The following is a 16337-nucleotide window of genomic DNA, read 5'->3' as shown; positions in this document are numbered from 1 at the left end:
CTCTTACGGTGCAAAAGCCGCTCTATCCCGAAGGCGGCGGCATCTGCCACGCCGTGATCGTGCATCCCCCGGGCGGCCTGGCGGCCGGCGACACGCTGCACATCGCGCTCGACGTGCAGCCCGCCGCCCACGCCCTGCTCACCACGCCCGGCGCCACCAAGTGGTACAAAAGCGCGCCGGATCGCCCGGCAAGCCAGACCATCGACATCACCTTACGGCGCAATGCCCGGCTCGACTGGCTGCCGCTGGACAATATTTTTTTCAACGACAGCCACGCGCGCCAGCAATCGACGCTGCGCCTGGAAGCCGGCGCCACGGCGCTGGGCTGGGACGCCGCGCTGCTGGGTCGCCGCGCCAGCGGCGAGGCCTGGAACCATGCCAGCCTGCATGCGCTGACTCGCATCGTCGGACCTGACGGACGGCCGCTATGGGAGGAACGCCAGGTCCTGCACAGCGCCAGCCCCATGCTCGATGCGCCGCAAGGCCTGGACGGCCGTCCCGCCTACGGCACGCTCTGGGCTGCGGGGCCGGCCTGCACGCCCGACCTGGCGCAATCGCTGGCCGATTCGCTCCCTTTCGACGACGCACTGCGCGCCGGCGCCACCGCCCTGCCCGGCGGCCTGCTGCTGGTGCGCGCCATCGCCCGCGAACCCGAATCCATGCAGCGGCTTTTCAAACAGCTATGGCTGCGGCTGCGGCCGCTGGTCCACGGCGTTCCCGGTCGGGCCTTGCGCCTCTGGGCCACCTGAACTCCTTCCCTTCGACGCCACATACACAGCCGTCTCATCATGAAACTGACTCCGCGAGAAAAAGACAAGCTGCTGATCTTCACCGCCGCGCTGCTGGCCGAGCGGCGCCGCGCGCGCGGCCTCAAGCTCAATCATCCCGAGGCGGTAGCCTATCTCAGCGCCGCGCTGATGGAAGGCGCGCGCGACGGCCGCAGCGTGGCCGAGCTGATGGACTACGGGACCACCCTGCTCACCCGCGAAGACGTGATGGAGGGCGTGCCGGAGATGATCCCGGACGTGCAGATCGAGGCCACGTTTCCCGACGGCACCAAGCTGGTCACCGTGCACCACCCCATCGCTTGATGCAGTCAACGCAAGGACGCACCATGATTCCCGGAGAAATCCTGCCGCTGGACGGCGAAATCGAAATCAACGCAGGCCGCGCCACGCGCACGGTGACGGTTGCCAACACCGGCGACCGCCCCGTGCAGGTGGGCTCGCATTACCACTTTCATGAAGTCAACGACGCGCTGCAGTTCGATCGGGCGGCCGCGCGCGGATTTCGCCTGAACATCACCGCCGGCACCGCCGTGCGTTTCGAGCCGGGCCAGTCGCGCACGGTAGAACTCGTCGAACTCGCGGGCGAACGCGCCGTCTATGGCTTTGCCGGCAAGATCATGGGGAAACTGCAATCATGAGCAAGATCGGGCGCCGCGCCTACGCGGAAATGTTCGGACCGACCACGGGCGACCGGGTACGGCTGGCCGACACGGACCTGCTGATCGCCGTCGAGCGCGACTACACCATCTACGGCGAGGAAGTGAAATTCGGCGGCGGCAAGGTCATCCGCGACGGCATGGGCCAGTCGCAGCGCATGGCCGCGCAAGTGGCCGACACCGTCATCACCAACGCCCTCATCCTCGACCACTGGGGCATCGTCAAGGCCGACGTGGGCATCAAGGACGGCCGCATCCTGCGCATCGGCAAGGCCGGCAACCCCGACATCCAGCCGGGCGTGGACATCGTCATCGGCGCGGCCACCGAGATCATCGCCGGCGAGGGCAAGATCCTGACCGCCGGCGGCATCGATTCGCATGTGCATTTCATCTGCCCGCAGCTCATCGACGAGGCATTGACCGCCGGCATCACCACGCTGCTGGGCGGCGGCACCGGCCCCGCCACGGGCACCAACGCCACCACCGTCACGCCCGGACCCTGGCACATCGAGCAGATGCTGGCCGCCGTGGACGGTTGGCCCATCAATATCGGCCTGCTGGGCAAGGGCAACGTCAGCCAGCCTGGGCCGCTCGTCGAACAGATCGAGGCCGGGCCATCGGACTGAAGCTGCATGAAGACTGGGGCTCGACGCCGGCCGCGATCGACTGCGCGCTGTCGGTCGCGGACCAGACCGACACGCAGGTGGCCATCCATACCGACACGCTCAACGAGGGCGGCTTCATCGAGGCCACCGTGGATGCCATCGCCGGCCGCACGATCCACACCTATCACACCGAAGGCGCGGGAGGCGGCCACGCACCCGACATCATCAAGATCGCAGGCCACGCCAACGTGCTGCCCTCCTCGACCAACCCGACACGGCCCTACACCGTGAACACGGTGGACGAGCACCTGGACATGCTGATGGTGTGCCACCACCTGGATGCCGGCATCGCCGAGGACGTGGCCTTCGCCGAGTCGCGCATCCGCCGCGAGACCATCGCGGCCGAAGACATCCTGCACGACCTGGGCGCGATTTCGATGATGTCGTCGGACTCTCAGGCCATGGGACGCATCGGCGAGACCATTCTGCGCACCTGGCAGACGGCCCACAAGATGAAGGCCCAGCGCGGCGCCCTGCCCGGCGACGGGCTGGCCGACAATATCCGGGCGCGGCGCTATGTCGCCAAGTACACCATCAACCCGGCCATCACGCACGGCATCGCGCACGAGGTAGGCTCGGTGGAACCGGGCAAATGGGCCGACCTGGTGCTGTGGGACCCGGCCTTCTTCGGCGTCAAGCCCGAACTGGTGCTCAAGGGCGGGCAGATCACCATGGCGCTCATGGGCGATCCGAACGCATCCATACCCACGCCGCAGCCGGTGCATTACCGCGAGATGTTCGGCGCGCGCGCCGGCGGCCTGACGCGCAATTCCATCACTTTTGTCTCGCAGGCCGCATTCGACGCCGGCGTGGCCGGCAAGTACCGCCTCGCCCGACGCGTGGTGCCCGTCAAGGGCATACGCGGCAAGGGCAAGAAAGACATGATCCACAACGACTGGATGCCCAGGATCGAAGTCGATCCCGAAACCTATCAAGTGGTGGCCGACGGGCAGCTCCTGACGTGCGAACCGGCGACGGTGCTGCCTATGGCGCAGCGGTATTTCTTGTTCTAGATTTGGCGTTGTCTTTGTTTTTATGAGCGCCTGAATATGCTTCGCATCGAAAAAATCATGGCGGGCACGGTCGCCACGGCACTGCGCAAGCGCGCCGCCCTGCTTACGCTGCCTTATGAAGACCGTTGCCGCAGCCGCCTGGCGGCGACCCTGGACGACGGGCGCGAGGCCGCCCTGTTCCTGCCGCGCGGCACCATCCTGCGGCACGGGGCCATGCTGGTGGCCACCGACGGCACGCTGGTGCAGGTGGCTGCAGCCCCGCAGCCCGTGATGCGCGTGGCCAGTTCCGATCCGCTGTTGCTGCTGCGCGCCGCCTATCACCTGGGCAATCGTCATACACCCGTGCAGATCGAGGCGGACACCTTGCGGCTCGAGTACGACCCGGTGCTGCGGGACATGCTGCTGCGCCTGGGCGTGCAGGTCACCGAAGCGCAAGAGGCTTTCGACCCCGAGGCCGGCGCCTACGGCGGCGGCCACAGGCACGGACACGACGCGACGTTCGAGCAGGACCAGGCCCTGGCGCAGGAGGCGTATGCGCATCGGCACGGGCACGATCATGCGCATGATCATGCGCACGGGCCGGATTGCGATCATGATCCTGCGCACGGCCACTCGCATGGCCACTCGCACGATCACGATCACGATGATCACCCACACGATCACGATCACGCCGGCGGCCATGACCACGCGCACGGCCAAGGACACAAGCACTGATGATCTCCTCCGGCGACGATTCCACCGGCGCACCGGCCCTGCACGAGCTGGCTGCCCTGCTGCAGCTGGCCTCGCCGGCCCTGCCCATCGGCGCCTTCAGCTATTCGCAGGCGCTGGAAGCCGCCATCGAAGCCGGCCTGGTCGTCGATGCCGACAGCGCCCGACGCTGGATCGCCGCAGGGCTGGACCTGCTGGCCGGCGGCGAAGCGGTTTTGCTGCTCAGGCTATGCCGCGCCTGGCGCCAGGACGACATGGCCGCGGCGCGCCGGCACAACGACACGCTGCTGGCCTGGCGCGAGTCCTCCGAGCTGCGCCTGGAAACCGAGCAGATGGGCGGTTCGCTCGCACGCCTGGCGCAAGACCTGGAATGGGGCAGTCCCGATCTGCGCGCCCGGCTCGCCGGCCTGAAGCCGATCGCGCTGCCGACCGCCTATGCCTACGCCGCCACGGTTCTAGGCATCGACGACGCGCACGCGTTGACCGCATGGCTCTATGCCTGGCTGGAAAACCAGGTCGCGGCCGCGCTCAAGGCGATTCCGCTGGGCCAGGTTGCCGGCCAGCGCATCCTGTACGGCCTGCGCGAAGCCGTCGCCCGGGCGGCGCAGCGCACGCTCGATTGCGCCGACGACGACATCAGCACCTTCGCCCCCATGCTGGGCATCCTGTCATCCCGGCACGAGACGCAGTATTCGCGCCTCTTCCGTTCCTGAACAACGTATCCATGGATCATCATCCGATCATGCAAGCACGCACCAAGAAAAATCCCCCCCTGCGCGTGGGCATCGGCGGCCCGGTCGGTTCGGGCAAGACCACCCTGCTCGAAATGCTGTGCAAGGCCATGCGCGAAAAGTACGACCTGGTGGTCATCACCAACGACATCTACACCAAGGAAGACCAGCGCCTGCTGACTGTCGCGGGGGCCCTGCCTCCCGAGCGCATCATGGGCGTGGAAACCGGCGGCTGCCCGCATACCGCCATCCGCGAAGACGCCTCCATCAATCTGCACGCGGTCGAGGTCATGCTGGAGAAGTTTCCCGATGCCGATATCGTCTTCATCGAATCGGGCGGCGACAACCTGGCCGCCACCTTCAGCCCCGAACTGTCGGATCTCACGCTTTACGTGATCGATGTCGCCGGCGGCGAGAAGATTCCGCGCAAGGGTGGGCCGGGCATCACCAAAAGCGACCTGCTGATTGTCAACAAGACCGATCTGGCGCCGCTGGTGGGCGCCTCGCTGACAATCATGGAAGAAGACACCCGGCGCATGCGCGGCGCCAGGCCTTATGTGATGAGCGATATGAAATCCAGGGCAGGACTCGATCGCATCGTCCAGTTCATCGAAGCCCGGGGTCTGCTCACGATATGACGAGCCGGCCGGGCAAGCGCCGTCGGCTCAGGCTGCCGCCCGCCTGAAGCGCGGCAGCGGCTCAGACACGTCGCCCTGATAGAACCCCTTGAAGCGCTCGAACTGACGCTCGGCGTCCGACACATCCACGCCTTCGCTCAGCACGGCCACGTCGAAGCCGCAGCGCGCCATGTGCACGAGCTGGTCGATCAACACGTCGCCGGTGGCGCGGATCTCGCCCTTGAAGCCCAGGCGCTGGCGTAGCAGGCGTGCCTGGCTGTAGGCGCGGCCGTCCGTAAACTTGGGAAAGCTCAGGTCGATGCGCGCCACGCCCGAGAGATCGATCGCCAGAGGGTCGGCGTCGTTGGGCAGTTCAATGGCCCGGGAGTCGTTGGCCGGTATCTGATGTTCGGCGGCTGCGATGATTTTCATGATGCGTCTCGAGTGAAAATCGCCTCAGGCGTGTGCCTCGGCAACATGGCGCGCGGCATTGGCGGCGGCCTTGAAGGGTTCGATGCCGATGCGGCGCACCGTGGCGATAAAGGTTTCGTGCAAGCCATCCTCCAGCGGCTGGCGCTGTTCGCGGTAGGTGTCGAGCAGCGCTTCGATCACGCCGGGCACCTCGGATGCGGAGAACGACGGGCCGATGATCTTGCCGGGCTGCGCCGGGCCAGAGAGCGTCGAGCCGTCGGCGCCGCCCAGCGTGACCTGATACCACTCCTTGCCGTCCTTATCCACGCCGAGGATGCCGATATGACCGCTGTGGTGATGTCCGCAGCTGTTGATGCAGCCGCTGATGTGCAGGTCGATCTGGCCCAGGTCCCAAAGTTCGTCCAGGTCCTGGTAGCGCTCGGTGATCGCTTCGGCGATCGGCAGGCTGCGCGCATTGGCGAGCGCGCAGAAATCGCCGCCGGGGCAGGCGATCATGTCGGTCAGCAACCCGATATTGGCCTTGGCCAGGCCCAGCGCTTTGGCAGCCTGGTAGACCTGCACGAGCTGGTCGTGGCGCACCCACGGCAAGAGCAGGTTCTGCTCGTGCGTGACGCGTATTTCGCCGGCGGAGAACTGGTCGGCCAATTGCGCGGCCGCGTCCATCTGGTCGGCGGTGGCGTCGCCCGGCGCATAGCCGGGGCGCTTGAACGACAGCAACACCGCGCGCAACTGAGGATGTCGGTGCGCACGCACATTGCTGTGCAGCCAACGGCCGAAGTTCTTGTCCGCCTGCGCCTGCGTGCGCAGCATGGCTTCGGTCGCGGCCCGGGCGGCGGCATCTTCGGCAGGCAGGTCGAGTTCGGGTTCGACGAAGCCGGCAGCCACGCGGTCGTATTCGTCCTGGGTAATCGTATGGGGCCCGCCTTCCACGTCGACGATCTGGCGGTACTCTTCTTCCACCTGATCGATATAAGCTTGACCTTCGGACTTGACCAGGATCTTGATACGCGCCTTCCAGGCGTTATCGCGCCGGCCGTAGCGGTTGTAGACGCGGATCACGGCCTCCAGGTAGTTCATGAGCTGGTTCCAGGGCAGGAATTCGCGCAGCACGGTGCCGATGACGGGCGTGCGCCCCATGCCGCCGCCCACCCGCACCCTGAAACCCAGTTCGGCCGTCTCGTTCCTGACCAGTTGCAGGCCTACGTCGTACCAGCCCAGCGCGGCGCGGTCTTCTTCGGCGCCGTTGATCGACACCTTGAACTTGCGCGGCAGGAAACTGAACTCGGGATGCAGCGAGCTCCACTGGCGCAGGATCTCGGTGAACGGCCGCGGGTCGGCGATTTCGTCCACCGCGATGCCCGCGAGCGCATCGCTATTGATGTTGCGAATGCAGTTGCCGCTGGTCTGGATGCCGTGCAGGCCCACCGTGGCCAGCAGCTCCATGACGTCCGCCGCCTTGGACAGCGGGATCCAGTTGAACTGCACGTTGGTGCGTGTGGTGAAGTGGCCGTAGCCATACTTGAGCCTGGATCCGATGCGCCGGCCGTCGGCCAACGGAATGTCGCCCAGCAGATCCTGCGTGGTCTGGGCACGCGCCAGCAGCTCGGGATCGGGTCGGTCGTACTCGCGCGCCACGCGCGCGAGTACGCGCAGCCGCGCGCTCGACAGTTCGCCATACGGCACCGCCACGCGCAGCATGGGAGCGTAACGCTGCACATACCAGCCGTTTTGCAGGCGCAGCGGACGAAATTGTTCTTCGGACAGTTTGCCTGCCTGCCAACGCTCGATCTGATCGCGGAACTGTTCGGCGCGCAGGCGAATGAATTGTTTGTCGAATTCGGTGTGCTGATACATCGTGTCTGTCTCGGATCAAGGCCCGCCTGGCGCCAGGCGGGCCTGTAACAGACCACACTCTAGATGGACCTCATATAAAACCAAACGATAGTTTGGTGTTTTTCTTATGCGCTGTTCTGTATATGGCTTGGCTGCCGGCCCGAGCGGCTGCCCGCGCCGAGACCCAAACACAGGAGAATCAGCAGCGTAAGAACCAGGCCCACGATTCCATCGCCATAACCCAGGCCGCTGATCTGCACGGGTTTGCCGACCCAATCCGCAAAGGACGCGCCCAGCGGCCGCGTCATGATGTAAGAGAACCAGAAGGCAACGACGTCGTTGAGGCCGAAAAAGCGCCAGCCGACAGCCGGCGCCAGGAAAAGCGCGAGAAACAGCAGGCCCGATAGGAAAAAGCCCAGTTTCAGCGTCGCCGCCGTCATGTCCCCGGCTGCGGTGCCGAGGGCGAAGGTCGCACAAATCGTAAGCCAGTAAAAGAGTTCGCGGCGGCGCGTGGTGATGTGATGAATCGAAAGACTGCCTTCGCTGCGATACCACAGCAGGAAAACCGCGCCCAGGACGATAGAGAATCCCAAAGTGGAATAGACGAACGGCACGCCGATGATGGCGTGCATGACATCGGCCGCCATCGTTCCCACAATGGCCACCATGACAACGAGAAACCAGTAGATCCAGGCTACATAGCGTGTCTGACGATATTGCAGCACGAAGGCAACGACAAGGCCGAACGCGCCGAGCAGCACGCCGGCAACCGGATTCCAGTGGACCAGAAAATCGGAGGTCGCCTCGCCCATCGCGGTCGTCAGGATCTTGATGATCCAGAACATGAACGTGACTTCGGGCACCTTGGACATCAAGGAATCTGTCATGAATCCGGATTTTTGCCAGAGACCTCGGTGGGAATGTTCGGATTGTTTCATCGAATCGCTGCGCTGTTTCGCTAGAGTTAGGGTGACGAGCGGCGATTGTGCGCGAACGATGATTAAGCGCCGATTAAATCGGCGCTTCGCCCGCCCTTGAAGACTTCATGCTGTTTCCCGGCACGGCCGGACGGCCGTTCATGCGCCTCCGACCATAGACCCGCGCCCGCCCAGCCGCGGGCCATGGGCCGTGCACGCGCGATCAAAGCCCCAGCAAGGCCTTCAAACCGTCCTCGTCGAGCACGGCCACGCCCAGCTCCTGCGCCTTGGCGAGCTTGCTGCCCGCATCTTCTCCGGCCACGACATAGGCCGTCTTCTTCGACACGGATCCGCTCACCTTGCCGCCCGCGGCCAGGATATGGCGCGTGGCGTCGTCGCGCGACCAGGTGGGCAGCGTGCCGGTGAGAACGAAAGTCTTGCCGGCCAGCGACGTGCTCTGGGGCTCGGTTTCGGCGATAGGCTCCACGCCCTGCTCGCGCAGCTTCGCGACGATTTCGCGATTGTGCGGCTCGATGAAAAAGCGGCGTATCGAGCCCGCGACCACCGGCCCCACATCGGGCACGGCCAGCAGGGCCTGCTCGTCGGCATCGAGGACAGCGTCGAGGGAGCCGAAATGGCGCGCGGTATCTCGCGCGGTGGTTTCGCCCACATGGCGTATGCCCAGGGCGAACAGCAGACGACCCAGCGTGGGCCTGCGGGCCTGGTCTATGGCCTGTACCAGGTTCTCGGCGGACTTCTGCCCCATGCGATCCAGCGCGGCCAGTTCTTCGACTTTGAGGCCGTAGATATCGGCCAACGATTTGACGCGCCCGCTATCGACCAGTTGGTCCACCAGCTTCTCGCCCAGGCCTTCGATGTCCAGCGCCTTGCGACTTGCCGCGTGCTGCAAGGTCTGCTTGCGCTGCGCCGCGCAGAACAGGCCGCCGGTGCAGCGCGCAATGGCCTCGTCTTCCAGCTTTTCGACGGCCGATCCGCACACAGGGCAGACTGTGGGCATGACGAACAGCGGCAGATCGCCCGCGCGTTTTTCCAGCACGGGCCCCACCACTTCGGGGATCACATCGCCGGCGCGTCGCACGATCACGGTATCGCCCACGCGCACGTCCTTGCGACGGATCTCGTCTTCGTTGTGCAGCGTGGCGTTGGTGACGGTGACCCCGCCCACGAAGACCGGCGCCAGGCGCGCGACAGGGGTAATCGCGCCGGTGCGGCCCACCTGCACTTCGATGTCCAGCAATTGCGTGGTGGCCTCTTCGGCCGGAAATTTATGGGCCACGGCAAAGCGCGGCGCGCGCGCGACGAAACCCAGCACTTTCTGCGCGGCCAAAGCGTCGACCTTGTAGACCACGCCGTCGATGTCGTAGGGCAGGTCGGGACGAATGCGGCCGACGCGCTCGTAAAACGCCAGCAGTTCCGCCGCGCCCTGGGCCTGATGATTGTGCTTGACGTTGACCGGCAGGCCGAAGCCGGCCAGCCACTGCAACATACCCCCGTGCGTGTCGCGCGGCAGAACGGCGTCGTCGGTCGAGGCCGCGAGCATGTCGGATTGCGCGCGGTCCGAACTCGGCACGCCGCGGATTTCACCCCAGCCGTACGTGAAAAAGCGCAAAGGCCGCCGCGCGGTGATGCGCGGATCGAGCTGGCGCAGGCTGCCCGCGGCGGCATTGCGCGGATTGACGAAGACCTTTTCGCCGCGCGCCGCCTGGGCCTGGTTCAGACGCTCGAAATCGGCGCGGTTCATCAGCACCTCGCCGCGCACTTCCAGCACGCGCGGCGGCGTGCCCTGCAAACGCAGGGGTATGGCGCGAATGGTGCGGATATTGGCGGTGACATCCTCGCCTTCCTGGCCATCGCCGCGCGTAGCGGCTTGTACCAGTTCGCCGTTCTCGTAGCGCAGGCTGATCGCCAGACCGTCGAGCTTGAGTTCGCAGAAGTAATTCACGCGCGCATCCGCGCCCAGCAGACCCGCGCCCCGCAGCGTATCGGCCACGCGCTTGTCGAAGGCTCCGACCTCGTCGGGCTCGAACGCATTGCCCAGCGACAGCATGGGCACCGCGTGGCGCACGCTGCCGAACTCGGTCAGCGGCGCGGCGCCCACACGCTGCGTGGGCGAGTCGGGCGTCAGCAGTTCGGGATGCGCAGCTTCCAGCGTCTGAAGTTCGCGCATCAGCGCGTCGTAGTCGGCATCCGAGACCGACGGCTCGTCGTAAACGTAATAGCGAATGTTATGTTCGTTGATCTCGCGCCTGAGGTCGGCGACTCGTTGCGCTGGGCCATCCGTAGATTGCCAACCCGATGGTGCGCCTTCGGTCTGCTGCCCTGCGAGAGGGCCGGGTCCGCCTTGGGACGGCCCGGCGACAGGCACATTCACGCGAACACCCTCAGCGCGCGTTCACCGCCGGCCGTGAGCCCTGCCTGGTCGAGCTGCTGGAACAGCACCTGCAGACGCTCGTCGATGCCGGCTTCGGCTCCCGCGGCCAGAGGCTTGCCGTGATCGTCGACCAGTTCGGCCCCCAGACGGGACGCCAGCTCGCGGCCCACGTCGACCATGCGGCCGAAGGCGCGCGGATCTGCAGGGCTGCAGGGCACATCCAGCAGCAGATAGAGGCGATCGGTCGCACCCGTGCCGGTTTCCATCGCTGCGCCGTCGGCGCGCAGCAGCGTAAAGCACACCTGGTTCTGGTTGGACGGCCAGACCAGTCTCGTGCCATCGGCCACAAAGCCCAGTCCCTGCGCAACGCCGATGATCTGCACCATGGGCTGCGGCGTCGCCATCGATAAGGTCAGGCCCACCTGGGTATCCAGCGCAGCGCAGGCATCGTCCAGCTTGGCGGCCTGCTCCAGCACGACCTGCTGATCGGGCCCCTCCAGGGTGCCTTCGAAGCGCTCGGACAGATCTTCGGCGCGCGACCAGGCCTGCGACCACTCGATGGCCGTCAGCGGCCCGCTGCGGTTCGCCAGCAGAACGGCCAGCTGCACCGAAACATAGGACTCTTCGGGATACAGGCGGGCGCGGTGATGCTGCGTGTCGGTTTCGGCGAAGACGCGCACCGTCTTGCGGCCGGCCTTGTTGAAGCCGATGAGCGCAGCCTGCAGGTCGACGCCGCGCACCGGACCGCCGAAACGCACGTCGATGACGACCTCGCAGGCCGGATCCGGTTCCTGCAGGTCGTCGGATTCGGCGCTAGAAGCGGTCATCGTCTCGTTGCTGCCCGAACCCATGCCCGGTTCGCGGCGCATCGCCATCACCGACGGTGCGTGGGCCGCGGCGCCTTGCGCCCGCGGTGCGTCGTCGCCCAACAGCGGGTCCTTGTCGCTGCCGGGAAAATGCACCTGCATCTTGCGCCGCACCCGATGGTCCTGCCACCAGTTGAAACCCAACACCAGCAGGATGAAGAGCACGCCCAGCGCGATCAGACCAATCTGCAATTCACTCATGTCGCTATGCCTCGTGCTAAACGCGATCAGGCCGCGGCGGCCATCTGAACCGCCGAATCGATATCCACCGCCACGATACGAGAGACTCCCTGCTCTTGCATCGTAACTCCGACGAGCTGCTTGGCCATCTGCATCGCGATCTTGTTGTGCGAAATGAAGAGAAACTGGGTCTGCTCGCTCATGGCGCTGACCAGATTGGCGTAGCGCTCGGTATTGGCGTCGTCCAGCGGCGCGTCCACTTCGTCGAGCAGGCAGAAGGGCGCAGGGTTGAGCTTGAACAAGGCAAACACCAGCGCGGTGGCAGTGAGCGCTTTTTCGCCGCCCGAAAGCAGATGGATGGTGCTGTTGCGCTTGCCCGGCGGCTGCGCCATTACCTGCACGCCGGCGTCTAGAATTTCGTCGCCGGTCATGGAGAGTTTGGCTTCGCCGCCGCCGAACAGACGCGGGAACAGCTCGCCGAAATGGCCGTTGACGGTGTCGAAGGTCTGCTGCAGCAATTCGCGCGTTTCGCGGTCGATCTTGCGGATGGCGTCTTCCAGCGTGTCGATGGCCGTGGTCAAGTCGGTCTGCTGCGCATCCAGGAAACCCTTGCGCTCGCGCGAGCTGGTCAGTTCGTCCAGCGCGGCCAGATTCACCGGGCCCAGCGCCTCGATCTGACGCGAGATGCGCCCCACTTCGGACTGCAGCCAACTGGCGCGGCGCCATTCGTCAGGCATGGCGGCCAGTTCCTGAGCCAGCCCCTCGCGGTCGACTTCGCGGTTGTTGAGCTGCTCGGTGAACTGTTCTTCGGCCAGGCGGGCAGCCTGCTCTTCGAGCTGCAGCTCGGTGATGCGGGCGCGCAGCGGTTCGAGCGCGCGCTCCTGCTGCATGCGCTCTTCGTCGGCGCCGCGCATCAGCGCGGAAAGATTGTCGAGTTCCTGGCGCGCCAGCGCCAGCGCTTCTTCGCGCTCGGCGCGGATTTCCAGGGCTTCCTGCAGACCGGCCTGCGAAGCCGAGGCGTCGAGCTCGGCCAGGTCGCGCTGCAAGTGTTCAAGTTCGGCCAGGCCGCGCTGGCTCTGGTCGGCAGCCAACTGCATATTGCGCCTGAGATCTTCGATGCGCGCCTGGATGCCGCGCGCAGCGAATTCGGTTTCCTGCGCGGCGCGTTCGAGCTCGCGCAGGCGCGCGCGGGCGGCCTCGGCCTGCGCAGCCAGGTCTTCGCCCGAGATCTCGGCATCGGCAAAGCGCGATTGGTGCTCGGCCAGCTCGGCGTCCAGCGCCTCGAAGCGCGCCTCGGCGTCTTCGCGCGTGGCGCGCAGGTCTTCTTCCTGCGCGGCGATCTCGGCCAGATCTTCGTTCAAGCGCGAGGCGCGCTCGCCCGATTGTTCTGCCTGCTGCTGCAGGCGCGAGTGCTCGAGCTGTATGTCGTGCACACGACGCGTGATCTCGGCCACCCGCGTGCGGGCTGGGCCCACGGCTTGCGATGCTTGTTGCCAGGCACTCTCGGCCTGCGCGGCCGCAGCGCGGGCCTGGTCGGCAATAAGCTGTTGCGCCTTGATCTCACGCTGCAGGTTTTCGATTTCCTGCTGACGCGCCAGCAAGCCCGCCTGCTCGGAGTCGGGTGCGTAAAAACGCACGCTATGGGCATCGACCAGATGCCCGGCCTTGACCACCAGGGCCGCGCCCGCGGGCAGCGTGGCACGCGCGGCCAGCGCCTGGGGCAGGTCATTGGCGAGGTAGACGTTGCGCAGCCAGTCGTTGAGCAGCGCGCGCAAATCGGGATCGTTGATGCGCAACAGGCTGGCCAGGGGCGTGAGGCCCGCCGGCACCGCGGGCGCCGGGGCCGCAGGCGGCACCTGATAAAAAGCCAGACGCGCAGGCGGCGCATCGTCGGCAAAGGCGCGCGCCCAGTCCAGGCTGCGCACTTCCAGCGCAGCCATGCGCTCGCGCAGCACGGCCTCGATGGCGGTTTCCCAACCCGATTCGACGTGCAGCTTCTGCCACAAGCGCGACAGGCTGGCCAGCTCGTGCTTGGCCAACCAGGGTTCGAGCGCGCCCTGCTTCTGCACGTCTTCCTGCAGCTTGAGCAGCGCCGCCAGGCGGGCCTCAAGGCGAGCCAGGCCTTCCGCGTCGCGCCGCACCGCCTCTTGCGCGCGACTGCGTTCGGCGTCGGCCTGGGGCAGGCGCGCCTCGAGCGCAGCCAGTTCATTTTGCGCCTGCGCCAGCTGGTCTTCACCGGCGACGCGGTCGCCGGCCAGTTGTTCCAGGCGCGCCGCGTCGGGCGCGTCGATCTCGCGCAATTCCTGCTGCAGGCGCTCGCGGCGCTGCTCCAGGGCCTGAAGCTGACGGTCGGCATCGCGCTGGGTCTGTGCTGCCAGGGCCAGGTTCTGCTCGACCTTGGACAGCGCCACGCGCATCTCGTCGCGGCTCGACGCAGCCTCGCGCACGCGCGCCTCGACCGATGGCAGGTCGGCTTGCGCCGCCTCGGCCTGCACGCGAGCCTCTTCGGTCTTGGCGTGGCCTTCGGCCAGGTCTTCCTCGGACGCAGCGATCTGCTCGATGCAGTGCTCGCGTTGCGCCGTCCATTCGGCGATCTGGGCGTTGAGCTGGTCGCGGCGAGCCTGCAGGCGGTTGCGCGAATCGACCACATGGCGGATTTCGGCTTCAAGCGTGCCGACCTGTGCATTGGCTTCGTACAACTTGCCCTGCGCGGCATGCAATGCGTCGCTGGCCGCGTAATGCGCCTGGCGGCGCGATTCCAGCGCGGCTTCGCCGGCACGCAACGCGGCAATGGCCGATTCCAGGTTGTTCTGCGCCTGGATCATTTCCTGACTCTTTTTTTCGCGTTCGCCGCGCGCGCCGCTTTCTTTCAGGAACCACAGGGCGAACTGCTTTTTCTCGCCGTCGGCCTGCAGGTCGCGGTACTGCTGCGCCACCTCAGCCTGGGACTCGAGCTTTTCCAGCTGGCTGCCCAGCTCGCGCAGGATGTCTTCGACGCGGGTCAGATTCTCGCGCGTATCGGACAGACGGTTCTCGGTTTCGCGGCGGCGCTCTTTGTATCGCGACACGCCGGCGGCCTCTTCGAGGAAGACCCGCAATTCTTCGGGTTTGGCCTCGATCAGGCGGTTGATCATGCCCTGGCCGATGATGGCGTAGCCGCGCGCGCCCAGACCGGTGCCCAGGAAGATGTCGTGAATGTCGCGCCGGCGCACCTGCTGGTTGTTGACGAAATAGCTGCTGGTGCCGTCGCGCGTGAGCACACGGCGCACGGCGATCTCGGCATAGCTGCTCCACTGTCCCGCCGCGCGGCCTTCGCTATTGTCGAACACCATTTCGACCGAGGCACGCGCCGCCGGCTTGCGGTTTCCCGAGCCGTTGAAGATCACGTCCTGCATGGACTCGCCGCGAAGTTCGGAGGCCTTGGCCTCGCCCAGCACCCAACGCACCGCATCGATGATGTTGGACTTGCCGCAACCATTGGGCCCGACCACGCCGACCAACTGGCTGGGCACGGGAATGACGGTGGGATCGACGAAAGACTTGAAACCGGCGAGTTTGAGCTGGGTGAGTCGCACTTTTGAAAAACGGCAATGGGTGTGATCGACCGGATAACCGAGCGGGACGGCTGCGCCGCGCGGATACGAAACCGGCCCTCTGGGTGCGCGACCTGGGGCCGGTAGGCTGTTTGCCTATGATACCCCAGGCTAGGGGCTATACTCGCTCACACTTTTTTGCATTACTTGCACGACCCGGCCGGGCCAAGAACCCCGGAGCGGTCGCAGGCGGGGACAAACGATTTGAAACGTGGGTTTTATCTGGTCATGGCCGCCCAGGCCTTTTCATCCCTGGCGGACAACGCGCTATTCATCGCTGCCATTGCCCTGATCATCGAGCTGAAGGGGCCGGGCTGGATGGCGCCGTTCATGAAATGGTCCTTCGCCTTGGCCTATGTGCTTCTGGCTGCCTTCGTGGGCGCCTTCGCCGACTCCTTCCCTAAGGGCCGGGTCATGTTCCTGACCAACGCGCTCAAGGTCTGCGGCTGTCTGCTCATGTTCTGCTACGCCAGCCTGGGCCTGGCGCATGCGCACCAGCCCTACCTGGTCTGCCTGGCCTACGCGCTGGTGGGTGTGGGCGCGGCGGCCTACTCGCCCGCCAAGTACGGCATCGTCACCGAGATGCTCCCGCCCGAACTGCTGGTCAAGGGCAATAGCTGGATCGAAGGCCTGACCGTGCTGTCCATCATCATCGGCACCATGCTGGGCGGACTGCTGATTTCGCCGCACGTCTCCAATCTGCTTCTGCACCACTCCATTTTCCGTAAAGTGGTGCATACGCCCGCCGAAGGCGCCATCCTGGCGATCTCCGTGGTGTATCTGGCGGCAGCCCTGTGCAATCTGCTGATTCCCCAGACGCATGTGCGCTACCCGCGCCAGCAGAAGAACCCCGTCAAGCTGATACGCGCGTTCAACGGCTATGTGCGGGTGCTATGGAAGGACAAGCTGGGGCAGATCTCGCTGGCCGTCACCACCCTGTTCT

The 16337-nt window shown here is 65.8% G+C and carries 13 protein-coding genes and 1 pseudogene; 8 read left to right on the top strand and 6 right to left on the bottom strand.

What is annotated here, in order from left to right; genetic code table 11:
* From ACTHJ1_RS04770 to ureG, 7 genes and pseudogenes are all read left to right on the top strand, one after another.
* Positions 1 to 749 (top strand): urease accessory protein UreD (locus ACTHJ1_RS04770; RefSeq protein WP_440188464.1); only part of this gene is annotated, 749 nt, incomplete at its 5' end.
* 39 nt (positions 750 to 788) lie between these two features.
* On the top strand, positions 789 to 1091 hold the full coding sequence (locus ACTHJ1_RS04765; protein ID WP_440188461.1) for an urease subunit gamma: 303 nt from the start codon (positions 789 to 791) through the stop codon (positions 1089 to 1091).
* A 23-nt stretch (positions 1092 to 1114) separates the two neighbouring features.
* Positions 1115 to 1426, top strand: a complete 312-nt coding sequence (locus ACTHJ1_RS04760) for an urease subunit beta (protein ID WP_440188458.1) — start codon at positions 1115 to 1117, stop codon at positions 1424 to 1426.
* Positions 1423 to 3122, top strand: a pseudogene (gene ureC / locus ACTHJ1_RS04755) (urease subunit alpha). Before ACTHJ1_RS04760 ends, ureC begins: the two are co-directional and overlap by 4 nt.
* A gap of 36 nt (positions 3123 to 3158) precedes the next feature.
* The gene (ureE, locus tag ACTHJ1_RS04750) at positions 3159 to 3836 is read left to right on the top strand and encodes an urease accessory protein UreE (protein ID WP_440188455.1); all 678 of its coding nucleotides are present in this window, start codon (positions 3159 to 3161) and stop codon (positions 3834 to 3836) included.
* Entirely contained in the window at positions 3836 to 4546 is a 711-nt protein-coding gene (locus tag ACTHJ1_RS04745) for an urease accessory protein UreF (protein WP_440188452.1), read from the top strand. The genes ureE and ACTHJ1_RS04745 overlap by 1 nt, the downstream gene beginning before the upstream one ends.
* 26 nt (positions 4547 to 4572) lie before the next feature.
* Positions 4573 to 5202, top strand: coding sequence for an urease accessory protein UreG (gene ureG / locus ACTHJ1_RS04740; RefSeq protein ID WP_440188469.1), 630 nt, complete (start codon positions 4573 to 4575; stop codon positions 5200 to 5202).
* A gap of 27 nt (positions 5203 to 5229) precedes the next feature.
* Here the strand turns inward: ureG and ACTHJ1_RS04735 are convergent, their stop codons facing one another.
* The 6 genes from ACTHJ1_RS04735 to smc all read right to left on the bottom strand — a co-directional run bounded on the left by ACTHJ1_RS04735 (position 5230) and on the right by smc (position 15376).
* Positions 5230 to 5613 carry a DUF934 domain-containing protein gene (locus ACTHJ1_RS04735; protein WP_440188449.1) on the bottom strand — a complete coding sequence of 128 codons (384 nt, stop codon included), beginning with the start codon at positions 5611 to 5613 and terminating at the stop codon, positions 5230 to 5232.
* A gap of 24 nt (positions 5614 to 5637) precedes the next feature.
* Positions 5638 to 7467, bottom strand: coding sequence for a nitrite/sulfite reductase (locus ACTHJ1_RS04730; protein WP_440188446.1), 1830 nt, complete (start codon positions 7465 to 7467; stop codon positions 5638 to 5640).
* Between the two features lie 104 nt (positions 7468 to 7571).
* Complete coding sequence (locus ACTHJ1_RS04725) at positions 7572 to 8333, bottom strand: COG4705 family protein (RefSeq protein ID WP_440188443.1); 762 nt, start codon at positions 8331 to 8333, stop codon at positions 7572 to 7574.
* A 253-nt stretch (positions 8334 to 8586) separates the two neighbouring features.
* Positions 8587 to 10623, bottom strand: a complete 2037-nt coding sequence (ligA, locus tag ACTHJ1_RS04720; protein ID WP_440188467.1) for an NAD-dependent DNA ligase LigA — start codon at positions 10621 to 10623, stop codon at positions 8587 to 8589.
* Between the two features lie 128 nt (positions 10624 to 10751).
* The gene (locus ACTHJ1_RS04715; RefSeq protein WP_440188440.1) at positions 10752 to 11822 is read right to left on the bottom strand and encodes a cell division protein ZipA C-terminal FtsZ-binding domain-containing protein; all 1071 of its coding nucleotides are present in this window, start codon (positions 11820 to 11822) and stop codon (positions 10752 to 10754) included.
* A gap of 26 nt (positions 11823 to 11848) precedes the next feature.
* Positions 11849 to 15376, bottom strand: coding sequence for a chromosome segregation protein SMC (smc, locus tag ACTHJ1_RS04710; RefSeq protein WP_440188437.1), 3528 nt, complete (start codon positions 15374 to 15376; stop codon positions 11849 to 11851).
* A gap of 222 nt (positions 15377 to 15598) precedes the next feature.
* Between smc and lplT the strand changes: the two genes are divergently transcribed.
* The coding region (gene lplT / locus ACTHJ1_RS04705; RefSeq protein ID WP_440188434.1) for a lysophospholipid transporter LplT at positions 15599 to 16337 on the top strand (739 nt) is incomplete at its 3' end.

It is taken from the genome of Bordetella sp. (assembly GCF_051960075.1).
In the GTDB taxonomy this organism is placed as follows: Bacteria; Pseudomonadota; Gammaproteobacteria; order Burkholderiales; family Burkholderiaceae_B; genus Bordetella.
This window is presented reverse-complemented; position numbering and strand designations above follow the sequence as displayed.